Source organism: Pedobacter sp. NEAU-ZC8 (genome assembly GCF_059278965.1).
Window position 1 is genome coordinate 321,415 of the sequence record NZ_JCAJXC010000001.1, and the last position, 22,570, is coordinate 343,984.

Genomic DNA, 22,570 nt, shown 5'->3' on the forward strand with positions numbered 1-22,570 from the left:
TTTGTTAATTTTAATCGACGGATCTTCGTTGTACGGCCTAATACAATTTCAGGAATATCGTATGTCTGGCTGTAACATCGAACTAAATTAATGTATCATGAAAAAAGAAGTGCCAGCTGGAATGGATTCACTCTCTGATATACACGCTATAGCTGGTTTACCGGCACCTGCCCATCCACTTATCAGCCTGATAGATGCTGCGAGCAGCCAAGTGGTTACTTCAAAGTTGCCCCGGACGCACGTATTGAAGTTTTACAAGATTTCTTACAAGCCAAGCCTCAGCGGTAAACTTAAATATGGGCAGGCGTACTATGATTTCAATGAAGGTGGATTATTGTTTGCCGCGCCAAACCAGATTATTGGTCATGATAGCAGCAGTGATGGGGAGGTATGTTCCAGGTACACCTTGTTGATCCACCGCGACTTCCTATGGAACTATCCCTTGGCAAAAAAGATCAGGCAATATGGCTTTTTCTCCTACTCGGCCAATGAAGGCTTACATCTTTCAGATACTGAACGCGAAATAATCCTCTCCATTTTCAAGAATATTGAAGTTGAATTGAATAGCAGGATAGATGACTTTAGCCAGGATGTGATCATATCCCAAATCGAGTTATTGCTTAATTATGCAAACCGTTTCTACAAACGGCAGTTTATCACCAGAAAAGTGGTGAACAATACTTTGCTACAAAAACTTGAAGATGTTCTAAACGAGTATTTTGATACGGAGCAAACGCTGAAATCCGGCATTCCAACAGTACATTACCTGTCTGAACGACTAAATATTTCCCCAAGTTACTTAAGCGACTTGCTTCGTTCATTGACCGGACAGAATACGCAGCAATTTATCCAGGATAAGGTCATCGAGAAAGCTAAAGAAAAGCTATCAACCACAACCTTGTCGGTTAGTGAAGTTGCTTATGCCTTAGGCTTCGGGCATCCGCAATCGTTTAACAAACTGTTTAAGGCGAAAACCGATGTTTCACCTTTAGCATTCAGGCGATCGTTCAACCGGAACTGACACCTGAAGGCTCATCTTCAAGCGATATTGTTTCATCTGAATCCTTGCCATCGTCGCGCCGTCCCTTAGCTACGGTTAAGGCTTTACTTTTTCAATGGTACTATGGATTTTCAGGGTTTCTTTCAGTGCGGCTGAGCCGTACCAGCTGAGATATTCAGCAGCCATCAGGTTACTTTTTATTACAGGGTCTGTTTCGACCAGTGCCTTAGCTTGCTCGATCTCTTCTACATCGAATATGAAAATACCCCTATAGTTTAGCGCATTTTTGTCCAGCGGGCCAGCAACGATCAATTTGCCGGCATCAGCCAACCGGTTGATATTTGCCATATGGCCCCGGAAAATGCTGTCCCTGGTTGCTTTCGGCAGGTCTGATTTGCTCCCGGTTTTTAGGATAACGAGTACATATTTCTTCATCCCATAATCATCTGCATTCAGCGCCTTAGCCAATTGTGCATTATAGTTTTTGTTTATTCCCTGCGTTTGCGCTTTTGAAGCTATTGATAGCAGCGCGAGGATTGTGACAATACATGTAATTTTCATATTGCTGTTTGTTTAACCTAAAGGTAGATAATAATCGGTTTAAACCTTCCTAAAGGCTTATCTTCAAACGATATTAATCCATTCTTTGCGCTTCATTATGCTCGACCAATTCTGCTCGTTATAAGCATTAAGCCTTTCAACAAAAGAATTTGGTCCTTTCAACAAAACACAGCAACTGTGAACGGGATAGCTTTGTAATACAAAATTCGCAAAGATGAAAAAGACAGTTTTAATCACAGGTGCTTCGGCCGGAATTGGTAGAGCAACCGCAATTTACTTAGCAGAAAACGGCTATAATGTTTATGGTGCTGCCCGCAGGGTTGAGAAATTGGCAGAGCTTAAAGCTTATGGTATTAAACCCATTGCATTAGATATTACAGAAGACAAAAGTGTGGAGGCTTGTCTCGAACAGATATTTCAGGAGGCCGGCGGCATCGACATTCTCGTAAACAATGCAGGCTTCGGTTCTGAAGGCGCCATTGAAGAGGTAAGCAAACAAGATGCAAAATACCAGATGGAAGTAAACGTGTTTGGTGCCATGCATTTGACCCAATTGGTTTTACCAAAAATGCGGCAAAACAGCTACGGCAAGATCATAAACATCTCCTCAGTAGGTGGTAAGATTGCTTTGCCTTTGGGTGGTTGGTATCATGCCAGCAAATTTGCTATTGAGGGATTAAGTGACTCCCTCCGGATGGAAGTAAAGCCATTCGGTATAGATGTAATCGTTATCGAACCGGGTGGTGTAAAATCAGAATGGGGCGACATCGCTATAGAAAACCTGGTTCGTGTTTCGGGAAACGCTGCATATAAAGACATGGCAAAAGGGGCAGAGAAAAGCTTCAGACGGACAGAAGCCAATAACGCGGAGCCCATCGTGATTGCAAGACTGTTTAAAAAAGCGATTGAAGTAAGCAAGCCGAGAACTCGATATGCTGGCGGTAATATGGCAAAACCATTATTGTTATTGCGGGGCATTTTGTCTGACAGGGTGTTTGATCAATTGATCATGAGCCAGACAAAATGATTAAAAGGAATAACCTATCTTGATCCCTTTCCGGGTTGTTTTCAACAGTACGAGCAAGGTTTTATTCAGGATATTTTGCTAAGTTCATTCGACCATTCAATTCAACTAAAATAATTGGAAAATTTCATCAATCTTCAGCATAACATTGTGTATTCCCGTAGCGAGCAAAATATTATGAGTACGGAACATTACTTTCCTGAGCATGCCTTAGGGATAATGCTTTCCGGCGATGCGCAGTACTATACCAATGAAGGGACATTTGTGATGAAAGCAGGTGGTATATGTTTGATGCGGAGAAATCATCTGTTTAGAAAAAAGAAAACGCTGGGCGAAAATGGGGAGCCAATTGCGTTAATTAGCCTGTTTCTGGACCAGAAAGCGCTACATGAATACGCCAGGGAGCATCATATTTTCAAACAAGATGCTTATCAAGGTTTACCCATGATCAACCTGTCTGGAAATGTGTTTTTAAAAGGTTTTTTTGACTCCTTAACTCCCTACATTGATCATCCGGGAAAGCTCAGCGCTAAGCTTGCCGAACTAAAGACTTCTGAAGCTATTGAGCTGCTGCTTCAAACGGGTGGTATCCTGAACAATTTCCTGTTTGATTTCCAGGAACACCATAAGATTGACCTGGAGGCCTACATGAACCATAACTACAAATTCAATATTCCGGTCTCCTCCTTTGCCAAGCTCACCGGACGTAGTCTTTCGACATTTAAGCGGGATTTCACCAGAATATTCGGAACAACACCGGAGAAATGGTTACAGCACAAGCGCCTGGAGCAAGCCCACTATTTAATCTCGAAGAAAAATCAACGTCCTTCAGAGGTCTATCTTCAGGTTGGATTTGAAAATCTGTCGCATTTTTCTTTTGCATTTAAAAAATTATTTGGCCAGGCACCAACTAAAATAGCAGCACAATAGTAGCAACTTGCCTGTTACGATACGATGATCGGGCATAAACTGCTGAAGGAGAAAGGAGCAGTTTTCCGTCAGCAAGTATTGGTACTGCAAGGTCAAGGTTTGAACACGGACGATCATAAAAAAAGAGGTCAATTATATCGACCTCTTTTCTATGACTTTAATTTGGAAGGTACGATCTGATCATCTTCACCGTGTAATACCAATACAGGGATCTCTATGCTTTTCAGGTCTTCCTTAAAATCGGATTCCGAAAAGTCTTTGATCCCATCAAAATAATACCTCTCAACTATTTAGATCTGCAATTATACTTTCCAGATTTCGTAAGGGTGCCTGAAAGGTATTGTAAGAAGAGGATTCTTAGTGAATGCAGATTAAAACTGCTATGGGCTAAAAGAACCCACAGCAGTTTTAATCTGCATTCAAAACGGCAATTAACGCCAGCCCAGTCCAGGTGCCACGTGCTCCAATATTGAAGACAAAAGATGTATGTTGTATTCAACGCCTATGGTGTTGGGGATGGTTAACAGGATGGTGTCTGCTTCTTGCAGCGCCTCATCTTTGGCAAGTTCCTCGATCAGCTTATCAGGCTCGGCAGCGTAGCTTTTTCCGAAGACTGCATGTGTACCAGGTTCTATATAACCAAAATGATCAGATCCTTTACCTTGCTGTCCAAAATAATACCGGTCCTCATCGGTTACCAGCGCAAAAATGGAACGGCTCACCGACACCCGGGCTTCCCTTTGATGTCCTGCTTTCTTCCAGGCTTCTCTGTAAGCCCTGATCTGTTCGGCCTGCTGGATATGGAAAGGTTTACCACTTTCATCAAATTTTAACGTGGAGCTCTGCAGGTGCATGCCGTTTTCTGCTGCCCAGATGGCCGTGGCGTTCGTTGCCGCGCCCCACCAGATGCGTTCCCGCAATCCTTCTGAATGGGGTTCCAGGCGTAACAAACCCGGTGGATTCGGGAACATTGGATTCGGGTTTGGCTTAGCGAAGCCCTTTCCAGATATCTTATCCAAAAACTCCAGTGCTTTTGCACGGCCCATGTCTGCTTCACTTTGTCCCGCTGCAGGTTCATAACCAAAATAACGCCAGCCATCAATCACCTGCTCGGGCGAACCGCGGCTTACCCCGAGTTGTAAGCGCCCACCAGAGATCAAATCGGCTGCGCCGGCATCTTCTACCATATACAAGGGATTTTCATACCGCATATCGATTACACCAGTACCAATCTCTATTTTACTGGTCTTTGCACCGATTGCAGATAATAAAGGGAAGGGTGATGCGAGCTGCGCTGCAAAGTGATGGACGCGGAAGTAGGCGCCATCTATACCAATTTCTTCGGCAGCGACTGCAAGATCTATAGACTGTAGCAAGGTGTCACTTGCAGTTCGGGTTGCATAAGCAGGGTGGTTGGACCAGTGTCCAAATGATAAGAATCCTATTTTCTTCATTCTATTACAAATCTAATGATTTATTATATGCACCAACAACCCTGCCTGTTTGTATGGCGGCTACACATACAGACGCCTTTGAAAAATTCCAACCTCGGGCATGCCCACAATTTAAACGGACGATTGCTGCTAAGCTTTCGCAGAATTTTCAAACGGATACCTGCCGGTGTTGTTAAGTTTAACAAACATTAAGAATTAACAACACCAGCTATGGAACATGTAAGATTTGGTGTATTCATGCAGCCATATTATAACCTGATTTACCGTGAAGGGGAACGCGAGATGATCCCTTTCTGCGTAGATCAGAAGCTTGCAGTAATACCATAGTCGCCCCTCGCACGTGGACTGTTAAACCGGTAAAAGAAACAAGGAGCGGAACGAAACGGAACGTGCGAAAACAGATGCTTTTGGCAAAAAACTGTACGGCGCGGACGCTGATTTTGCAATTGTAGAAAGGTTGACTGAAGTAGCCGATGGAAGGGACTTGCCAAATGCACAGGTTGCACTGGCCTGGTTGCTGAGCAAGTCTGCCGTAACAACAGCACCGATCATTGGTGCAAGCAAGCCTGGTCACCTGGAAGATGCTGTAGCAGCATTATCGGTTGAATTATCAGCAGCGGATATTCAAAGATTGGAAGAACTTTATCAGCCACATCCGGTCCTTGGGTTTGAATAGGATTTAACAATTGTTAATTTACCAGAAATATGGCGATGCTTACTGATACTTTGACTTTGATATTCAAGCGGGATCTTCTGAAACTTAAAGCGGAACTCAGCTTGTACAATCATGAAGAAAACCTGTGGCGTGTAGATAATAATATCTCCAATGCCACAGGCAACCTTTGTCTTCATCTTCTTGGCAACCTGAACACCTATATTGGCGCTGTTCTGGGGCACACAGGTTATGTTCGAAACAGACCTGAGGAGTTCTCCCGGAGGAATGTCCCAAGGGTAGCACTGCTCAACGAATTAGATCGTACGATTCAAATGATTGATGCTGTACTACCGAGCATCACGGAAGCGCAACTGAGCGATGAATACCCTGATCAAGTGTTTGATTACAAAATGACCACCGAGTACTTTCTGGTCCATCTTGCCACGCATTTAAATTATCATCTTGGACAGGTTAATTACCACAGACGATTGCTGGATATTGATCTACATGTATGAGGTTTTTAATTATATTGGGTGTTGAAAATCCCCATAGATGAAAAACTTTAACCTATACTTATCGCTTTCCATGCTATTGCTTTTCTCCCTCGGCTCCAATGGTCAAAGCCGGTCGGATAAGACCCTGGTGATCTCCATCGACGCCAATAACAAGGCGCAAACCATCCACAACTTTGGTGCGTCTGGCTGCTGGTTTTCTGAGGGAGTGGGTAAATACTGGCCGCTTGAAAAACGCGAAAGAATGGCTGAATTGCTTTTTAGCAAAGCGCAGGCCGCCGATGGCAGCTTCAAAGGCATTGGTTTATCCGCATGGCGCTTCAACATCGGTGGTGGTACGGCAGAACAGGGCGACAGCAGTGGCATTAAGGATTTTCGTAAGCGGGTGGAATCCTTTTTTGCACCTGATGGAGCCTATGACTGGAACAAACAGTCTGGCTACATCTGGTTTGTTAAGAAGGCACAGGACTATGGCGTGGAAAACCTGATTGCTTTTTCGAATACGCCTCCGGTCCAGTTTACAAAGAACGGACTTGGTTTCAAAACCGAAAAAGATTATACCACGAATCTGAAACCCGACAAGTACGACGACTATGCTGATTTCCTGACGGAAGTGCTCAAACACTTCGATCAGCAGGGGCTACACTTCAAATACATCAGTCCTGTAAATGAACCGCAATGGGACTGGTCTAACAAACCTGGTGAGGCCAGCCAGGAAGGTAGTCCCTGGAGCAATGCCGATATACATCAAGTTGTAGGTGCCTTGGATGCCTCTCTGCAAAAGAAACAGCTAAGCGCTCAAATCCTGACCCCGGAGGCAGGCATGCTTACCTACCTATATAGTGGAACATCTGCTGCTTCAAACCAGATTCAGGAATTTTTCGGGGAGCAAAGTAAATACAGTCTTCAAAACGTCAAACATGTACCTCGCATAATTGCGGGCCATAGCTACTTTACGGATAATGGAGACAGTAGTATGGTGGCGGTGCGCAAGCATTTAGCAGACACTGCAGCCAAATATGGACTTGAATACTGGCAGTCGGAATACTCCATGTTAGGGGATGGATTTAGGGAGGGGACGAAAGCAAAACGTACACAGATGGATTGTGCATTATTTCTGGCAAAAATCATCAATCAGGATCTCACGGTTGGTAATGCTGCAGCATGGCAGCTTTGGAATGTGTGGGAACCAGGCAGTGCTGAATGGGACACGCGTTACTATCTGCTTGCTTTAGATCCGGCTAATCCGGAGTATACAGATGGTGAATTTAGCATCACCAAAAATCTTTGGGCTATGGGGAACTACAGTCTGTTCGTGCGCCCTGGTATGACGCGTCTAACGACGAGCAGGAATGATGGACGTGATGCCGTTGAAGTTGCTCAGGATGTAATGGTTTCTGCTTTCAGTGGCGGAGCTGATAAGCTGGTTATGGTACTGGTAAACTACACGGATCAGCCAAGGACGATCCTCCCGGAGTTGAAGAACTTTAAAGGGATTAAAAGCTACCGTACTTACGTGACGACAGCTGACGTAAATGCTAATCTGAGACCATCAGCGGAGCAGAAGTTTAGTGGAGCGTTCAGCTTGGCGCCACGTTCTGTGACAACCATTACTATGAATTAAGAACAGTGACCTTCTATAATGTTTTTTTCGCTGGCAGGATAATATTTGTAAATTACGGTTAAGCCTTAAACCTTGACTATGCGTTTATTAAAATTCTCATTCCTGCTGCTCCTAGCATTAGATAGTTGCAAATCGGTTAAGCCTTCCAGAGGGGGGCAAGATTGGGTGCAGCTCTTCAATGGTAAAGACATTCAAGACTGGTTTGTGAAGATCCACCACCATGAAGTTGGCAAGAATTTTGGAAATACCTTCAGGGTCGAGGATGGGATCATAAAGGTTCGCTATGATCAATATGGAGACTTCAATGATCAATTTGGACATCTGTATTACAAGGTGCCTTATTCCTATTACCATCTTAAGCTGGAGTACCGTTTTGTAGGGGAGCTGCAAAAGGGTGCGCCCGATTATACCTTGCGGAATAGTGGTGTGATGTTCCATTCGCAAGATCCGCGGACCATGCCTAAGGAACAAGATTGGCCAATATCTGTGGAGTTCCAGTTCCTTGGTGGACTGGGCGACGGTAAACCGCGCACTACGGGAAACATGTGTTCCCCGGGCACAAAAATCATTTATGAAGGGAAATTGGACGAACGGCACTGCATAAATTCGAAATCAAAAACCTACGATGGCGACCAGTGGGTGAAGGCCGAGCTGATTGTGCTAGGCGACTCGCTCATCACCCACATCATCAATGGCGACACGGTTATGAAGTATTCAAAACCTCAGATTGGTGGTGACGTGGTAAACCGCTACGATCCGGCTATTAAACAGGATGGAAAGTTGCTAAAGCGTGGATACATCGCCCTGCAAAGTGAAGGTCAGCCAATTGACTTCAGGAATATAGAACTCCAGGATTTGTCCAAAAAATAGAATAACACCTCACAGATGGGTAAATACAAGATTATAAATTTCGTTTTTTTAATGCTGTTGATGGGCAGCTTTAAGACCTCTTGGGCACAGGTAAATCCAGATAAAAAGAAAACGGATGCGCGCATGATGTTACGCATTGCTGAAATTGAGATATTTCCGCAATACCTGGAGGAATACCTCGCAATACTGAAGGCTGAGGCTGCTGCATCGGTTGAGCTTGAACCTGGTGTACTGGCAATCTTTCCAATGTATCAAAAAGTACATCCTAATCAGATACGCATCGTTGAAATGTATGCCAATAAGGATGCCTACCTGTCCCATTTAAAAACACCGCATTTCCTGCATTACAAAACAAGTACTCAAAAGATGGTAAAATCGCTAAAGCTGGTGGATATGAAAAGCATCGATCCCGAGGGAATGAAGAAGATCTTTAGAAAAATAGAGCAAGAATAATGCGCATTTAAAATTGGCAGATACCCTTGGTGTAGGACCGTGGTACCTGCCAGTTTGCTGTTAGTCCACCTGAATGCTCGCGATGCCTTTTTCTAAAGCATGCTCCATAATGCCAGGGATCTTCACACCTTCAACGCGGAAGACATCAACTTCCTTCATGCCCAGGAAGCCGAGGAATGATTTCAGGTATGGTGCTACAAAGTCGTTCTGCTGAGCAGGTCCTTCAGAATATACACCTCCAGACGACATCGCGATGTAGACTTTCTTGCCCTGAACGAGTCCGACCGGGCCGCTTTCATTATAGCTGAAGGTTATTCCGGCTCTTGTAATAAGGTCCAGCCAGGCCTTCAAGGCGGTGTGGATGCTGAAGTTATAAAGCGGCGCGCCAATAACGATGATGTCCGCTGCCGTCAATTGCTTGATGGCTTCGTCCGAGTAGCGTAATGATTCCCGGTTTTCCGGCGTCAACTGCTCACCTGGGGTAAACATTGATTGAAGAATCCGGAGATTCAGATGTGGAAGCTCCAGATCGTTAAGATTTACCTCTTCAACGATGCTGCCTGGATGTTTCTCCATGATCTTTTCGACGACCGCTTTTCCTAATTTGATGCTGTAGGATTGTGCCCCCTGGATGCTGGAAATTAAATGAAGAATTCGTTTCATGTTTCTTTATGTTTAGTGATTAAAAGCGGATGCCGCGCTGGTATTAAGACCCTGTTGCATCCGCAATTCTTGTCACCAAAGGTATTTTATGCTACTACTAAAAAGATAGTACTTACCTAAAGGAAAGCGCTTACTTAGAGGAAAGTACGTAGCTTTGGGTATGGAAACGATGATTAAGGAGCAGCAATTGGTACTGGGTCGGCAAGAATGTGCCGGCTCCATGAAAAACGTGCTTGACGCATTGTACGTGCTGGGAGGCAAGTGGAAGCTCCCAGTGATCTTAAGCCTCATAGACGGGCCAAAGCGCTTCAATGAAATTCAACATGAGCTTAAAGGCATTTCGCCTAAGATCCTGGCGAACGAGCTGAAAAACCTTGAACTTAATGAATTTGTAGAACGGAAGGTATATTCAACTACACCAGTGACAATCATCTACGAAGCAACTGAACACAGTGCGACACTAAGAAAGGTACTACATGAGTTAAGCTTATGGGGCGAGCAGCACCGGGAGAAGATCAGAAGTAGCATGAGGAAGTAATATCGTGGAGCAAAGTAGCGAGGCATTCGTGTCACTTATCAGGTCTGTTGTAAGCATCCACGACTCAGATCTGGATCTGGTGCTTTCCAGATGTGTAAGCCGCAAGGTTCCAAAAGGAAAACTCATTCTCCGAAAGGGGCAGATTGCAAACCAGTATTTTTTCATTGCTGCCGGTGGAATCCGGTTCTTTTATGAACAGGATGGACGGGAAAATACGACATGGATCTCTTTTAAAAATGAGTTTTTTACAGAGATCTCCAGTTTAAACCCACAAAGAGCCTCCCGGTTCAATATAGAAACCATTGAAGATTCTGAACTGGTGATCATCGATAAGAAAGACATGGATTTTCTTTACGCCCATATTTCCGCATGGGAGGAGTTTGGGCGAAAGATATGGGAGGCAACTGCAGTGAGAATGATTGATCAGATCATCAACTTCCAGACGCTTTCTGCTGAAGAACGGTATATGGAATTTATGAGCAATCCTGAATTTCTGAAGAAGATCCCTGTAAAACAACTCGCAGCCATCCTGGGCATTACACCAAATGCTTTAAGCCGAATCCGGAAAAATATTAAGTGAGTTGCATTATCTACCAGATGGTAGAATCAAGCCTTCCAGTTCGAGCTACATTTGAGTCCTAATCTAAGACATAAATTATGACTCACCCGAATGAGAAATCAATCCCGACGCAGAACACTTTTGATGACGATGAATTAATTAAAAACTTTCCCGGTTTTAAAAATAACTATTCCACTATTAATGGTGTTAGCTTACATTATGTGGAAGGCGGGAGCGGTATGCCACTGATTTGTTTGCCAGGATGGCCGCAGACCTGGTATTCTTACCATCCAATTGCTTCAGAACTCGCAAAAACCTTCCGCGTTATCATTGTAGATATCCGGGGCATGGGAGGCTCTGAAAAGCCATTGGAAGGGTATGATAAGAAAACAATGGCGACAGACATTTTAAGGCTTATACAACAACTCGGGTATGACAAGATACACATCATGGGGCACGACATTGGCGGGATGATCGCCATGAGTTTTGCCTTCAATTATCCGCAACACACTGAAAAGCTTGTTGTATTAGATGGATCACATCCGGGTGAAGGAATGTTGTACATGCCACTGGTACCTGCTCCCGGGAGTTTTGGAGCTAAGATGGATGCAGCACGGCCTTATGCATGGTGGATGGGATTTAACCAGGTAAAAGGCTTACCTGAAAAATTACTGGAAGGTAGGTTTCAGCATTTGCTAGACTGGTTGTTTAACTATGTAATGATTGATGATCGCAAGATGTCGGGTTTTGATCGTGAGGTATATGCTGCTGCTTACAATGATGCAGATAGCATCAGGGCATCTAATGGCTGGTATCAAACTTTCGGGCAAGATATTTTAGATTCCAAAAGCTATCAGCAGCTCAGCATGCCCGTTTTGGCGATTGGAAGTTATATCAGCTACAACTATATGAAGATGGGGCTGCCGGCAGTTGCGTCTGACCTTAAGCTGATTGAAATCTCCGATAGCGGACACTACTTATATGAGGAACAACCTGAACAGGTGCTTAGGGCAGTCCTAAGCTTTTTAGGGAGATAATTAAATAATCTACAGTTAAAATATGAAGAGCAACGTTTTAGTAGCCGGTGCAACGGGGAACCTTGGCAGCAGGATTTGCAGTGAATTGATTAAAAAAGGGGCGTCTGTACGCGCTATTGTTAGACCTTCTTCGGACCAGGAAAAGCTTGAAACACTTCGACGCTTGGGCGTTGAAGTTGAAGTCCGGGATCTGAGCAGAGTTGATGACATTGCGGAGTCATGTGTGGGAATTAATTGTGTCGTGTCAGCACTTGCAGGACTAGCCGAGATGATTGTCGATTTACAAACTCGTGTGCTTGATGCTGCATTAAAGGCTGGCGTTCCCAGGTTTATTCCCTCTGACTTCTGCACGGATTACAACTTTCTCGAACCTGGTGACAACAGGAATTTTGACTTAAGAAGAACCTTTAAAAGTTATCTTGATAGTACAGGGATCCAGGCATCCTCTATATTCAACGGCGCATTTGCAGACATTCTTAAATATAATACACCGGTTTTGAATCTCAAGGATAAAAGCATTGGGTATTGGGGTGATAAGGCTCACTTGAAACTGGACTTCACAACAATGGACAATACAGCTGCATTTACTGCAGCTGTGGCACTTGATGACAGCGCTCCAAGGGATTTGCAGATTGCAAGTTTTCAGATTAGTCCTGATGAGCTGCGTACTCAGGTTCAGGAAATTACAGGTAGTGATTTCAGTATGATTATGATGTCTTCATTAGAGGATTTTGCAGCTTACATAGAGAAACAAAGAGCGAACGATCCTGCAGGAGAATATGAACTCTATGCTAAATGGCAGCAAAGTCAGTATATGTATTCCATGTTTTCAACGCAGCATGCTGAGCTGGCAAATGGGCGCTATCAAGAGATCGCCTGGGTTTCCGGAAGGGAATACCTGGAGACCTTTGTTCGATAAGCGATCAGCATTGTGTTTGTGCTGCTATAACACATACTCGTCATTGATTGGCTTCACCGGCTCTGGTACCTCTTCTGCACCCATCATTTCCAAGAGGTTGATTTCTATACCTCTTGTGATTTGGTTTAACGGTATGCTGGCGGAGTTATTTACAAATGGATTAACCAGGTTCATTCCGTTTATCTGCGTAGAGACAAACACAAATCCAATTAGCCAGCCCAGGAAAATAGACACCACACCTGCGCTTTCGCTGATGACCAGCGTAAAGGTCACAACGAAAAGCCAGATAAAAACTTTGGTCATATACGAATAGGTAGTAGGAAACACGGTGTTTTTAATGCGCTCACTCATGCCCATGCTATCTGAAAATCTGACCAGCATGGCATTGATCTCCATAAATCGGAAGCCATCAATATGGCCATTTTTTGATAGCCTTTGAAGATCTGCGGATTGCAGATTCAAAATTGCATTGTGTAAGTTGCTGGCACCCTGTATGGCGAGCCTGTCGGCATCATTCAAATATCGCACGTTACAATCATTGGTTCCGCCTCGCAAGTTTGTCTTCAAGGCATACAGAAAGGCAATATGCCGGTAAATCATTCGCTTGATGGTCTTTTCGTCACCATCCACATAATTCAGGAGGCTACGGGCATAAGAGCGGGAGTCGTTTACGAGCGATCCCCAGATCCTTCGTGCTTCCCACCAACGATCGTAGGCCTGATTGTTGTTAAAACCAATGAAGAACGCAATGGCCGTTCCCAACAGGGTAGGTATAATTGCAGGGATAACATAGTTGTTGGCGATGAGGTGTTCGCGGATCATGTAAGCAACGGTGCAGGATACGATCATAATTAGATCTACCTGCCAAGTATCTTTTAAAATCCGACTGATGCGAATATTTTGTGCAAGAAGCATAGATGATATTTAGAATTGTAGATTTTACAAGACTCGACTTACGAACAATCATGCCAACAAGTTATCTTATATTTAATTTATATTTTCTCAATTCATTTTTCGCTTTATGGAAGGAAAAATTAACCCGGTTAAAGGAATAATAATCTTATTGTTGCCACTTTTGGGCCTTGGATGTGGTGTTTTGAACAAGGATTCCAAAGCATTCACCATCAATCAAACCATAGCCGCGCATTCTAAGATGATGATTGCCTTGGAGGACAAATCCGGCTTCAACCTGGACATTGAAAACCAGTCCAACGATACGCTGGCATTGGAAAGAAAAGGCCTGGACAATTTGATGATTACAAAAGCAAGTGTTAAGGCGATCATTGAACCAGAGGCTTCTGCAAGTCTGGTTAATGCATCAGGCAGGGAGGCCAAGGTCCGGGTAAGAATTTCTAATCACAAATCGAAGGTTCTGCACCGGGTGGAGCCGGTCAGCGCAGATACGACGGCCACAAAGTAGCTATTTGGTCTTTTCGGTATCGCTAACCATGGAAAGGTCGGAGATCAGGCTAATGACGCTTTGAGTTTTCTCGTCAAGTTCTTTGACGGCCTTCTGAAGCATCAACAAATAGTCTTTTGAGGCGATATAACCATCGCCTTCAATTAAGTTCATAATTCCAAGGATGGCGCAAACGGGTGCGCGATAATCATGTGCATGAATATGGGCGATCTTCTTGAGGATTTTGTTTTGCTTCAGAATCCTTTCGGAGTCCAATTTTCTTTTATTGATGTTCCGGGCGATATAAGACACGCCCATCATTTGTCCATCTTTATTACGTACAGGTTCGAATATGCTATCCCACCAGACCCTTTCTGCAATTTCCGGGTTACTCAGCATTTCCTGACTTATACGCTCACCATTTAGTGCGGACCGGAAGTTGGCCATAAAGGCGGCGTTGTCAACTTCGTTTAGATAATCTGCGGTGTGGCCTCCCCTCATCATCTTCTTTCCCTTGAATCTCAGGATATAGTCGTATGCAGCTTGATTGAAGTCCAGGATTTCTCCGGACATGCCCAGAAAGACATAAACATCGGTAAGGCTTTCGAAGAGTGCACGTAACTTGATTTCATTGCTGATTGCATTTGCTCTGGCCTGCTCAAGTTCTGCGAAACTACGATCCAGCCTGCTAAGATTTAGCTTGGCCTCCAAAATACTAATGACGTGTTTAGCAAGCAACGTTAAGCTAAGATCATCTTTGCCGGACCTTTCATGCGGAACGTGATCCATAACACACAAGGTGCCAATACATAGGCCTTCCTTGGTGATGAGGGGAGAGCCAGCATAAAATCGAATGGTTTCTTGATTCGGTAACTGGGATAGTGGAGCGAAATGCTCGTGATCTTGAGTATCCTCTACTACAAAAATTTCCCTTCGAGCACTGGTGTTGTTGCAGAGAGAAATAACGTCAGTGCGGTTGGTGTTCGAAAGTCCAATATTTAACCTGATCGTATGTTTATCCTCATCGAACAGCGTAAGTGCGGCAACTGGGGTCTCGAATATGCTTTTTGCGATAAGCAAGGCATCCTGAAGCTCCGTGTTGTCTTCTAATCGAAGTTGACCGAATGCCCTCAGTGCTGCTAATCTTAATCCTTCGTTCATACTACGTTAATATGAACGAAGTAAATCAAATTAAATCGTAAATCAAGATTTTAAATGTAATAGGGCGTTTTTAAATCTGGGGTCGCGGCCTTTGCGTGATAAAAATGTATGATCATCAGAGCAAAGGCTACCGCGAACGGGGAAGTACCTCAAAGCCGCCATAGCTTAGCATTTCGGCATCATGGAATACTGTTAAATTAAGCTCCAACCGGGCGATCAGTTCTTTAGCTTGCGTGAGGTTACGGTGCATGTCCCGCACTCCTCTTATCTCAAGTCCTTTTTCGATTAATTTGTATTTAGATGGCTCAAATTTGTCGATGAATTTTTGAAGGTCTGGGCTTATTGAATTTTTCATGATTTAGCTGCTAAATTTTAATGCAAAGAAATGCTTGTGGTTTAAACTTAACTACAAATCTGTATTACATTAACGGTACACCTGGGCCTCACGTAATCTATTGAGTGAATTTCTGCTTATGTAAAATTCTCTTACACAGATCTATGATACAGGTACCCGCGGGCTAAGATAGCGGCTCGGGTTTAGGTGAACTGCCTGCCGGCCTGGACCGGTCATCAGGTAGGGGAATAAACTCCTGATCGTCGGTAGGCGGCAAGGTAAAGCGGCCCTGCTTCCAATCTTCTTTAGCTTGTTCAATGCGCTCCTTTCTCGAGGATACAAAGTTCCACCAGATGAATCGTTCTCCCAAAGGTTCGCCTCCAAGCAGCATCAGGGTTGTATCTTGTTTAGCCAGTATAACCGGATCTACACCTTTGGTAAAAACAAGCATTTGTCCTGCATGATAGGTTGAGGCCCCAATTTCAATGCTGCCTTTTACAATGTAGAATCCGCGTTCGGAATGTTCCTTAGGGAGTGCAAAGGTTGCACCTGACTGCAATACCACATGCAGGTAAAACAATGGTGAGTTGGTATATACGCTGCTTTTTAGACCGTAAGCGTCTCCGGCAATTAGTCGCATCCAAACGCCTTTATCTGTGTATACCGGCAGATCTGCTGGTTTATAGTTCAGAAAGGATGGCGCAGCCTCCTCGTCTTTTTCAGGTAAAGCTACCCAGGTTTGTATCATTTCCAGACCACCGGCGAGTGCTGCGGGACTCTCAAATCGCTCCGAATGTGCAATGCCGCTGCCGGCAGTCATCCAGTTTACTTCTCCTGGACGGATAATTTGCTCTATACCAAGGCTGTCGCGATGGGTAACCTCACCACCAAACAGGTAGCTCACCGTTGATAATCCAATATGTGGGTGCGGGAGTACATCAAGGCTGGAGGATTGTGCAGCGATGTTTTCTACGGGACCGGCATGATCCATAAAGATGAATGGGCCGATCATCCGGCGCAGCCGAAAAGGAAGGATTCGTTTGACCTTCATTTCAGCACTGATGGCTGCTATCCGGGAATCAATTACGAGTTCAAGCATGTCTTTCTAAGATCTGTGAAACAATAGCTGAATTTAAGAAATATTAACGGGCCAAATAGGATAGGGGCGGAAATGACACTGATTTTTGCATCGAGAAAAAAAGATCAATTATATTAGCAGGTATGAAAAGACTATTAACGCTCCTACTATTTGCTGTGATCATTATTGCCTGCAAAAAAGAAGACTATTCTGCAGGTGAATATTACAAGGTTACTTACCAGACCATAGAGAATACCATGCAGATCTCGATAACGGCTACACAGGATATCAATCCTGCGAATTTCAAAGGGTTGCAGCCGGACATTAAGTTCAAAAAAGCGCAGTACCTTATATCGTTATATGGTGAGCAATCCTACAAAATAGAGTTCATAAAGCTGGATGGAACTGTCTTTCCGCTGGAGCTCTGCGCGTCTGAAAAGAAGATGACCCTGGATTTCTAAACAGACTTATTCAGCGGTTCTAGCGGAGGCCCGACCACCTGCATTTCATTTTCGGCAAACAAACGTTTAACCTCTTCGGCAGTGGGTTCATGATCAAGACCTGCCATAGAGACAAAGAAGTCCTCAAGTTTACCAGCGGGCTGGAGGATAACCAACATTTTCCCCGTTGCTGAATCCTGAATCCAGGCATGTGGGACTTGTCTTGGCAGAAAAATCGTCTCCCCAGCCGCCAATGCGAATTGCTCCTCACCAACCTTAAAGCGATAGGCACCTTGAACCACATAGAATATCTCATCTTGTAGAGGATGTACGTGTAATGGGGTTCCACGGCCCTGGCTGAGTGACGTTTGTTCAAAAACAGCCAGGTCGCCCTTGGTATCAGTACCCGATATTTTAACGTCCAGCACATTTGCATTGACGCCTTTCAGCTTTAGATGTCCATGTTTTCGTCCCTCACCAGCAGAGACCTTAAAGCCTTTGTCTAAAGCGACCTTTATTGTGCGTAGTGGAGTCGTCCATCCTGGTGTCGCGAGCAGGGTAAAGATGGAGGTGATAAATGTATTCCTTTTCATGGCATTGTAGTTTCTTTAATTTAGCTAAAATACCGCAAACATGGGTGTTAATGTTGTTCAAAATCTCGGTTCAAAACTAACCCAGCAAAGAAAGGTTATATTTGCCTTACAACAGGAGGAAGCACATGAATACAAATAGGAGCGGTAGTTTATTTTCGAATACGACTTTCAAAAAGGGCATCATAATTCCCAGCCTGATCTTCATACTGTCGATCACCTTCATTTCCAGCATTTTTCCGCGGGAGGCTGCTTTATATTTAGGGATTGTACAGGACTGGATTTTCATCAATCTGAACTGGGTTTATGTTTGGTCCGTAACGATCTTTGTTCTGTTTCTGATATTCTTGTTTTTTAGTCGCTATGGTGCCATTCGCCTGGGGGATAATGATTCTGAACCCGAGTATTCCTTTTTCTCTTGGGTGTCCATGCTCTTTGCTGCTGGAATGGGCATCGGACTGATGTATTTTGGGGTGGCGGAGCCAGTTTCACATTTCTCGGACCCTACTTTCTCGGGGTTGGATGAGATCAGACGCGCAAAAAATGCGCAACTCTATACCTTCTTCCATTGGGGGATCCATGCCTGGGCAATTTACGGCCTGGTAGGTTTATCACTGGCATATTTTACCTATCGATACAGGTTGCCCCTTTCACTTCGCAGTTGCTTCTATCCCATTTTAAAGAACAGGATCAATGGTCCTTCTGGTGATGTGATCGATACTTTTGCCCTTTGCAGTACCTTTTTTGGTATTACAACTACACTCGGGTTTGGGGTCGTGCAACTAAATGCCGGCTTAGTAGAACTCGGTTTAATGGAGGAAACTGGCTTCCGGTACCAAGTGGCCATCGTAACCGTGATCATGGCCATCTCTACCTTTTCCGCAACCTCAGGGGTAAATAAAGGTGTTAAGTTCCTGAGCCAGTTGAATATTGTTGCTGCGATCCTGTTCTTGTTTTTTATCCTCATCTGTGGTCCTACCGTTTTCCTGCTGGGCTCACTTTCCGAAGGTATAGGCTACTACATTACCCAATTTTTCAATCTCACGTTTAATACGCATGCCTACGAGCCTGAAAGTCAGCCATGGTTTTTCAATTGGACCATCTTGTACTGGGCATGGTGGATTTCATGGTCACCTTTTGTAGGATTGTTTATCGCTAAAATTTCCCGTGGGCGTACCATCCGGGAGTTTATCGGTGCGGTACTAATTATTCCTACAGCTTTCAATTTTCTCTGGATGACCGTGCTTGGGAATAGCGCAACCTGGCTGGATCGTAATACTGCAAAGGGTGTTTTAAGCGGAATTGCAGATAAGACAGATGAAATGTTGTTTAGATTCTTAGACCTTCTTCCAGCTTCAAATTTGAGTAGCGGTCTTGCCATCTTTATCATCTTTGTCTTTTTCGTCACCTCTGCAGATTCCGGGATTTTCGTGATGAATAGCATTGCAACGAATAATGCCGTTAAGTCTCCAAAATGGCAGATGGTATTCTGGGGAATTTTATTGGCCCTTCTATCTTTAGTATTACTCAATGCAGGTGGGCTACAGTCGCTGCAAACCATGACGCTTATTACAGCCCTTCCTTTTTCCTTGCTGATATGCATGTTCTGCTACAGCCTTGTTCAAGGATTAATTGTAGATGATATTTATTATTCCAGGTCTTACTCGCATGCGGCCAACAACTGGTCCGGAGAATTCTGGAAAGAAAGGCTGCAGAAAATTCTGTCCTTTAAGAATCGGGATGCTGTGGATAAGTTTATGCGGGAGACGGTATTGGTCGCACTGCAGGAGCTTGCTACGGAATTTAATAACAAAGGGATCACCGCCACGGTGACCGTTAATGAAAAACCTACAGATGTCGCATTAACCATTAAACACGATCTTATAGAGGACTTTACCTATGGGGTAAGAAGTGAGTCAAAGTTGATATCAGAATTTCTGGTTAATGAAGATAATGTTCCTGGAGTTGAGGGAAATAAGACCTATATCCCCAAGACTTATTTCGGCGACAACAGAGTTGGCTATAACATTGAATATTTTAACCAGAGGGAAGTGATTGCAGATGCCTTAAAACAGTATGAACGTTTCATCCAATTATCTTCTGAAGTGAAAAACGAACTGTTCACTGACAATTCGCTGCGGGAACCGCAATAATTTTTGATACTTTCGCCCCCTGAAAATTTTAAGGCTGCGCGTTATGGGAAAGTATATGTATGGAATTGATTTCGGAACCACCAATTCTGCCTTAGCAGTTTACAACGAAGAAACTGGAGCAATTGAGCACACGATCATCATTCCATCGCTGATATACTTTTTTGAACATCGTAAGGCTGATGGCAGTCCGAACTTTGTGGTGGGCGAGGAAGCCATTTCCGCTTACCTGAGCGAAGGTATGAAAGGCCGCTTCATCAAGTCAGTAAAGCAAATCTTATCGCGCAGTAGTTTCATTGAAACTCGTATTCAGCAAACACGTTACAATGCATCACAGCTTGTAGCCATCATCATCAGTGCGCTTAAAGCGCGGGCTGATAAGCTGGTGGGTGAGGACTGCGGTAAAGCGGTCATTGGAAGGCCGGTTTTCTTTGATGATCATAACGTTCAAAAGGATACGCTGGCGCAAACACGGCTTAGTAAAGCTGCTGAGTTGGCCGGATTTTCGGAGGTTCGTTTCCAGTTTGAGCCTATCGGTGCAGCGTTTGCTTATGAGCGTAGCTTAACAAAAGCAGAACATGTACTTGTTGCCGATCTTGGCGGCGGTACTACGGATTTCACCTACCTTGTACTGGATCCGGAGAAGGTGGGTAGCAAAGATCGTAAGAATGACATGATGGCCACTGGCGGTATTTACATTGGTGGTGATAGTCTGGATGCTGCGTTTATGTGGGAGCGTGGTACACCGTACTTCGGTAAGTACACCGAATATGAAGCGACTTCCGGTAAGCGTCTTACGGTTCCCAAATCGTTGTTTGCAAACATCTGCTCCTGGGAACAGATGAACTTTTTCAATGGTCCGAGAATTAGAAAAGACATTGAAGATTATTACTATTTCTCTGGCAAGGACAGGATGTTTAAGAACCTGATTACCCTTATTGACAATAATCTGGGTTATTCCGTGTTCAGGTCAATTGAACAAACCAAAATTGAACTTTCTGCTGTAGAATCTTCTCGCTTCAGTTACCATCAGATGGACATTAACATTGAAGAGGAGATTTCGCTTGCGCTTTATGATGAGATCATTTCTAAAAACGTCAATCAGATTGCTGCATATCTGGACCATTTTATGGAGCTGCATAATATCGATCCAGCCAGGATCGACAGTTTGTTCTTAACTGGCGGAACCTCCATGGTAGGTAGCATTCAGAAACTGTTCAAACAACGTTTTCCGCAGGTAAACCTGAATTCAGGTGACAATTTCAAGAGTGTCGCAAACGGCCTGGCGCTTAGCGGGTACTTGTTTGCGGAATAGCAGTTGCTAACGCAATATGTCGGCGTCAACGGGTAGATAGCCCAGATGTCTTGAAAGTGACATGATCTGACCTTTGTGGTGAAATTCATGTGTAATGACGTGACTGAAAAATGTTAGTCCATCGATGAACCTCGTCTGGTCATTGAATCGTAGCTCCTTAGGCTCCATTATCCGGCTGTCCATAACCCTGAAAAATTCCTGCATCAGCTGATCGGTATGCTGGAAAAGTTCAATAGCATCAACGGCTGTATGAACAGGTTCGTATCTGGTTAGTTGCATATCCTTTTCAAGCGCATCGATGCCGATCCATTGCTCGTAAGTGTTTGCAATGTGGACCAGCAGATTTCGGATGCTTCCAGGTCCGAAAGTCGTATGCTCTTTGATAAAGTCAGCCTGTTCTATACTGCAACAATAGTTAAGCAAAACCTCACGGGAGGATTGTACAAGTTTGTATTGCGCTTCAAGAAGGTTCATGGCATGTTTGTTATGGATTTAAGTTGTGGCAAATCTTCAGCCATTTACAAGAAAAACCATATTCTAAAAATAAATTCCTTTTCAAAAATCCGAGCTAAGGATTGCTGCGTAAGTCTCTGCATAACCAATCAAAAATCAGACGATGGAAAATCAAAACATTTTAGAATCAGGGATTCAGCGCCGGTCCTTTCTGCGCTATGCAGGTGCAGGAATGGCTGCAGTTGCATTAACTGCGGCAGGCTGCAAGAAGGATAACGATGGCATGGTAGATCCGGTAACTGGGGCTGTTGACCTTGGCTCTGGCGACATCGGCATTTTAAATTATGCTTATGCACTGGAGCAGCTAGAGGCCGCCTTTTATGAGGCAGTGGTAAAAACACCCTTTGGTGGGATGACTGAAACGGAGAAGGTATTTTTAACAGACATCAGGGACCATGAGTTGGCCCATCGTGATTTCTTCAAGGCGGCCTTAGGTGATCAAGCAATCCCTGCCTTAGAAGTAGATTTTTCCTCCATTAACTTTAGCGACCGTACCTCGGTACTTGGGACTGCAAAAGCCTTTGAAGATCTGGGTGTATCGGCCTATAATGGTGCTGGCAGATTGATCCAATCGCCCGATTATCTAACCCTTGCCGGCAAGATTGTTTCTGTTGAAGCGAGGCATGCCGCATTGATACGTGACCTGATCGAAAATGGCAGCTTTGCTAATATGGAAGTTGTAGATGCTACTGGCCTTGATGTAGCGCGAAGTCCTAAAGAGGTGCTTGCCATAGCAAAAACCTACATCAAAACTGAAATTAACGCAAACAATTTACCTTCTTAACCAACAA

The 22,570-nt window shown here is 44.2% G+C and carries 26 protein-coding genes; 17 read left to right on the forward strand and 9 right to left on the reverse strand.

Going from position 1 to position 22,570, the window contains the following annotated elements:
- The first annotated feature begins 97 nt into the window (after nt 1-97).
- Nucleotides 98-1,021 (forward strand): helix-turn-helix domain-containing protein, encoded by a 924-nt coding sequence (locus AC5WJX_RS01505; RefSeq protein ID WP_494483060.1) that lies wholly within the window; start codon nt 98-100, stop codon nt 1,019-1,021.
- Between the two features lie 75 nt (nt 1,022-1,096).
- On the opposite strand, the gene AC5WJX_RS01510 is transcribed toward AC5WJX_RS01505, so the two are convergent.
- Nucleotides 1,097-1,561, reverse strand: coding sequence for a YciI family protein (locus AC5WJX_RS01510; RefSeq protein ID WP_494483061.1), 465 nt, complete (start codon nt 1,559-1,561; stop codon nt 1,097-1,099).
- Nucleotides 1,562-1,775: 214 nt separating this feature from the next.
- Between AC5WJX_RS01510 and AC5WJX_RS01515 the strand changes: the two genes are divergently transcribed.
- Nucleotides 1,776-2,588, forward strand: a complete 813-nt coding sequence (locus AC5WJX_RS01515; protein ID WP_494483062.1) for an oxidoreductase — start codon at nt 1,776-1,778, stop codon at nt 2,586-2,588.
- Between the two features lie 174 nt (nt 2,589-2,762).
- Nucleotides 2,763-3,515, forward strand: coding sequence for an AraC family transcriptional regulator (locus AC5WJX_RS01520; RefSeq protein ID WP_494483063.1), 753 nt, complete (start codon nt 2,763-2,765; stop codon nt 3,513-3,515).
- Between the two features lie 431 nt (nt 3,516-3,946).
- On the opposite strand, the gene AC5WJX_RS01525 is transcribed toward AC5WJX_RS01520, so the two are convergent.
- The gene (locus AC5WJX_RS01525) at nt 3,947-4,969 is read right to left on the reverse strand and encodes an LLM class flavin-dependent oxidoreductase (protein WP_494483064.1); all 1,023 of its coding nucleotides are present in this window, start codon (nt 4,967-4,969) and stop codon (nt 3,947-3,949) included.
- Nucleotides 4,970-5,387: 418 nt separating this feature from the next.
- Here AC5WJX_RS01525 and AC5WJX_RS01530 point away from each other — a divergent pair, with 418 nt between their 5' ends.
- From AC5WJX_RS01530 to AC5WJX_RS01550, 5 genes are all read left to right on the forward strand, one after another.
- Nucleotides 5,388-5,645 carry an aldo/keto reductase gene (locus AC5WJX_RS01530; RefSeq protein WP_494483096.1) on the forward strand — a complete coding sequence of 86 codons (258 nt, stop codon included), beginning with the start codon at nt 5,388-5,390 and terminating at the stop codon, nt 5,643-5,645.
- A 29-nt stretch (nt 5,646-5,674) separates the two neighbouring features.
- Nucleotides 5,675-6,139: a DinB family protein gene (locus AC5WJX_RS01535; protein WP_494483065.1), complete on the forward strand. Its 465-nt coding sequence runs from the start codon at nt 5,675-5,677 to the stop codon at nt 6,137-6,139.
- Between the two features lie 37 nt (nt 6,140-6,176).
- Nucleotides 6,177-7,760: a glycoside hydrolase gene (locus AC5WJX_RS01540; protein ID WP_494483066.1), complete on the forward strand. Its 1,584-nt coding sequence runs from the start codon at nt 6,177-6,179 to the stop codon at nt 7,758-7,760.
- 78 nt (nt 7,761-7,838) lie between these two features.
- Nucleotides 7,839-8,630, forward strand: coding sequence for a 3-keto-disaccharide hydrolase (locus AC5WJX_RS01545; RefSeq protein ID WP_494483067.1), 792 nt, complete (start codon nt 7,839-7,841; stop codon nt 8,628-8,630).
- A gap of 60 nt (nt 8,631-8,690) precedes the next feature.
- Complete coding sequence (locus AC5WJX_RS01550; protein WP_494483068.1) at nt 8,691-9,083, forward strand: putative quinol monooxygenase; 393 nt, start codon at nt 8,691-8,693, stop codon at nt 9,081-9,083.
- A 60-nt stretch (nt 9,084-9,143) separates the two neighbouring features.
- On the opposite strand, the gene AC5WJX_RS01555 is transcribed toward AC5WJX_RS01550, so the two are convergent.
- Nucleotides 9,144-9,746 (reverse strand): FMN-dependent NADH-azoreductase, encoded by a 603-nt coding sequence (locus AC5WJX_RS01555; protein WP_440429798.1) that lies wholly within the window; start codon nt 9,744-9,746, stop codon nt 9,144-9,146.
- 160 nt (nt 9,747-9,906) lie between these two features.
- On the opposite strand from AC5WJX_RS01555, the gene AC5WJX_RS01560 reads away from it, so the two are divergent.
- The 4 genes from AC5WJX_RS01560 to AC5WJX_RS01575 all read left to right on the forward strand — a co-directional run bounded on the left by AC5WJX_RS01560 (nt 9,907) and on the right by AC5WJX_RS01575 (nt 12,799).
- Nucleotides 9,907-10,284, forward strand: coding sequence for a winged helix-turn-helix transcriptional regulator (locus AC5WJX_RS01560; protein WP_440429797.1), 378 nt, complete (start codon nt 9,907-9,909; stop codon nt 10,282-10,284).
- Between the two features lie 4 nt (nt 10,285-10,288).
- Nucleotides 10,289-10,864, forward strand: a complete 576-nt coding sequence (locus AC5WJX_RS01565) for a Crp/Fnr family transcriptional regulator (protein WP_494483069.1) — start codon at nt 10,289-10,291, stop codon at nt 10,862-10,864.
- A 77-nt stretch (nt 10,865-10,941) separates the two neighbouring features.
- Nucleotides 10,942-11,880 (forward strand): alpha/beta fold hydrolase, encoded by a 939-nt coding sequence (locus AC5WJX_RS01570; RefSeq protein ID WP_494483070.1) that lies wholly within the window; start codon nt 10,942-10,944, stop codon nt 11,878-11,880.
- A 22-nt stretch (nt 11,881-11,902) separates the two neighbouring features.
- Complete coding sequence (locus AC5WJX_RS01575) at nt 11,903-12,799, forward strand: NmrA family NAD(P)-binding protein (protein WP_494483071.1); 897 nt, start codon at nt 11,903-11,905, stop codon at nt 12,797-12,799.
- Nucleotides 12,800-12,823: 24 nt separating this feature from the next.
- Here the strand turns inward: AC5WJX_RS01575 and AC5WJX_RS01580 are convergent, their stop codons facing one another.
- Nucleotides 12,824-13,714 (reverse strand): bestrophin family protein, encoded by an 891-nt coding sequence (locus AC5WJX_RS01580; RefSeq protein WP_494483072.1) that lies wholly within the window; start codon nt 13,712-13,714, stop codon nt 12,824-12,826.
- A gap of 106 nt (nt 13,715-13,820) precedes the next feature.
- Between AC5WJX_RS01580 and AC5WJX_RS01585 the strand changes: the two genes are divergently transcribed.
- Complete coding sequence (locus AC5WJX_RS01585; RefSeq protein ID WP_494483073.1) at nt 13,821-14,219, forward strand: hypothetical protein; 399 nt, start codon at nt 13,821-13,823, stop codon at nt 14,217-14,219.
- Here AC5WJX_RS01585 and AC5WJX_RS01590 read toward each other — a convergent pair whose 3' ends face one another.
- The 3 genes from AC5WJX_RS01590 to AC5WJX_RS01600 form a co-directional block, all read right to left on the reverse strand.
- Complete coding sequence (locus AC5WJX_RS01590; protein WP_494483074.1) at nt 14,220-15,359, reverse strand: PAS domain-containing protein; 1,140 nt, start codon at nt 15,357-15,359, stop codon at nt 14,220-14,222.
- A gap of 127 nt (nt 15,360-15,486) precedes the next feature.
- Nucleotides 15,487-15,714 carry a hypothetical protein gene (locus tag AC5WJX_RS01595; RefSeq protein WP_494483075.1) on the reverse strand — a complete coding sequence of 76 codons (228 nt, stop codon included), beginning with the start codon at nt 15,712-15,714 and terminating at the stop codon, nt 15,487-15,489.
- A gap of 163 nt (nt 15,715-15,877) precedes the next feature.
- Nucleotides 15,878-16,792 carry a pirin family protein gene (locus tag AC5WJX_RS01600; protein WP_494483076.1) on the reverse strand — a complete coding sequence of 305 codons (915 nt, stop codon included), beginning with the start codon at nt 16,790-16,792 and terminating at the stop codon, nt 15,878-15,880.
- Nucleotides 16,793-16,914: 122 nt separating this feature from the next.
- Here AC5WJX_RS01600 and AC5WJX_RS01605 point away from each other — a divergent pair, with 122 nt between their 5' ends.
- Nucleotides 16,915-17,232 (forward strand): hypothetical protein, encoded by a 318-nt coding sequence (locus tag AC5WJX_RS01605; protein ID WP_494483077.1) that lies wholly within the window; start codon nt 16,915-16,917, stop codon nt 17,230-17,232.
- Here the strand turns inward: AC5WJX_RS01605 and AC5WJX_RS01610 are convergent.
- Entirely contained in the window at nt 17,229-17,804 is a 576-nt protein-coding gene (locus AC5WJX_RS01610; protein WP_494483078.1) for a cupin domain-containing protein, read from the reverse strand. The genes AC5WJX_RS01605 and AC5WJX_RS01610 overlap by 4 nt on opposite strands.
- 125 nt (nt 17,805-17,929) lie before the next feature.
- Between AC5WJX_RS01610 and AC5WJX_RS01615 the strand changes: the two genes are divergently transcribed.
- Both AC5WJX_RS01615 and AC5WJX_RS01620 read left to right on the forward strand, forming a co-directional pair.
- Entirely contained in the window at nt 17,930-19,954 is a 2,025-nt protein-coding gene (locus AC5WJX_RS01615; RefSeq protein ID WP_494483079.1) for a BCCT family transporter, read from the forward strand.
- A gap of 43 nt (nt 19,955-19,997) precedes the next feature.
- Complete coding sequence (locus AC5WJX_RS01620; protein ID WP_494483080.1) at nt 19,998-21,266, forward strand: Hsp70 family protein; 1,269 nt, start codon at nt 19,998-20,000, stop codon at nt 21,264-21,266.
- 6 nt (nt 21,267-21,272) lie between these two features.
- Here AC5WJX_RS01620 and AC5WJX_RS01625 read toward each other — a convergent pair whose 3' ends face one another.
- Nucleotides 21,273-21,740 (reverse strand): DinB family protein, encoded by a 468-nt coding sequence (locus AC5WJX_RS01625; RefSeq protein ID WP_494483081.1) that lies wholly within the window; start codon nt 21,738-21,740, stop codon nt 21,273-21,275.
- A gap of 142 nt (nt 21,741-21,882) precedes the next feature.
- Between AC5WJX_RS01625 and AC5WJX_RS01630 the strand changes: the two genes are divergently transcribed.
- Entirely contained in the window at nt 21,883-22,563 is a 681-nt protein-coding gene (locus AC5WJX_RS01630; protein WP_494483082.1) for a ferritin-like domain-containing protein, read from the forward strand.
- Nucleotides 22,564-22,570: the final 7 nt, after the last annotated feature.

Coding starts and splice junctions, on each gene's coding strand:
- AC5WJX_RS01505 (WP_494483060.1), top strand. CDS start 98: ATGAAAAAAGAAGTGCCAGCTGGAATGGATTCACTCTCTGATATACAC.
- AC5WJX_RS01510 (WP_494483061.1), bottom strand. CDS start 1,561: ATGAAAATTACATGTATTGTCACAATCCTCGCGCTGCTATCAATAGCT.
- AC5WJX_RS01515 (WP_494483062.1), top strand. CDS start 1,776: ATGAAAAAGACAGTTTTAATCACAGGTGCTTCGGCCGGAATTGGTAGA.
- AC5WJX_RS01520 (WP_494483063.1), top strand. CDS start 2,763: ATGAGTACGGAACATTACTTTCCTGAGCATGCCTTAGGGATAATGCTT.
- AC5WJX_RS01525 (WP_494483064.1), bottom strand. CDS start 4,969: ATGAAGAAAATAGGATTCTTATCATTTGGACACTGGTCCAACCACCCT.
- AC5WJX_RS01535 (WP_494483065.1), top strand. CDS start 5,675: ATGGCGATGCTTACTGATACTTTGACTTTGATATTCAAGCGGGATCTT.
- AC5WJX_RS01540 (WP_494483066.1), top strand. CDS start 6,177: ATGAAAAACTTTAACCTATACTTATCGCTTTCCATGCTATTGCTTTTC.
- AC5WJX_RS01545 (WP_494483067.1), top strand. CDS start 7,839: ATGCGTTTATTAAAATTCTCATTCCTGCTGCTCCTAGCATTAGATAGT.
- AC5WJX_RS01550 (WP_494483068.1), top strand. CDS start 8,691: ATGGGCAGCTTTAAGACCTCTTGGGCACAGGTAAATCCAGATAAAAAG.
- AC5WJX_RS01555 (WP_440429798.1), bottom strand. CDS start 9,746: ATGAAACGAATTCTTCATTTAATTTCCAGCATCCAGGGGGCACAATCC.
- AC5WJX_RS01560 (WP_440429797.1), top strand. CDS start 9,907: ATGGAAACGATGATTAAGGAGCAGCAATTGGTACTGGGTCGGCAAGAA.
- AC5WJX_RS01570 (WP_494483070.1), top strand. CDS start 10,942: ATGACTCACCCGAATGAGAAATCAATCCCGACGCAGAACACTTTTGAT.
- AC5WJX_RS01575 (WP_494483071.1), top strand. CDS start 11,903: ATGAAGAGCAACGTTTTAGTAGCCGGTGCAACGGGGAACCTTGGCAGC.
- AC5WJX_RS01580 (WP_494483072.1), bottom strand. CDS start 13,714: ATGCTTCTTGCACAAAATATTCGCATCAGTCGGATTTTAAAAGATACT.
- AC5WJX_RS01585 (WP_494483073.1), top strand. CDS start 13,821: ATGGAAGGAAAAATTAACCCGGTTAAAGGAATAATAATCTTATTGTTG.
- AC5WJX_RS01590 (WP_494483074.1), bottom strand. CDS start 15,359: ATGAACGAAGGATTAAGATTAGCAGCACTGAGGGCATTCGGTCAACTT.
- AC5WJX_RS01595 (WP_494483075.1), bottom strand. CDS start 15,714: ATGAAAAATTCAATAAGCCCAGACCTTCAAAAATTCATCGACAAATTT.
- AC5WJX_RS01600 (WP_494483076.1), bottom strand. CDS start 16,792: ATGCTTGAACTCGTAATTGATTCCCGGATAGCAGCCATCAGTGCTGAA.
- AC5WJX_RS01605 (WP_494483077.1), top strand. CDS start 16,915: ATGAAAAGACTATTAACGCTCCTACTATTTGCTGTGATCATTATTGCC.
- AC5WJX_RS01610 (WP_494483078.1), bottom strand. CDS start 17,804: ATGAAAAGGAATACATTTATCACCTCCATCTTTACCCTGCTCGCGACA.
- AC5WJX_RS01615 (WP_494483079.1), top strand. CDS start 17,930: ATGAATACAAATAGGAGCGGTAGTTTATTTTCGAATACGACTTTCAAA.
- AC5WJX_RS01620 (WP_494483080.1), top strand. CDS start 19,998: ATGGGAAAGTATATGTATGGAATTGATTTCGGAACCACCAATTCTGCC.
- AC5WJX_RS01625 (WP_494483081.1), bottom strand. CDS start 21,740: ATGAACCTTCTTGAAGCGCAATACAAACTTGTACAATCCTCCCGTGAG.
- AC5WJX_RS01630 (WP_494483082.1), top strand. CDS start 21,883: ATGGAAAATCAAAACATTTTAGAATCAGGGATTCAGCGCCGGTCCTTT.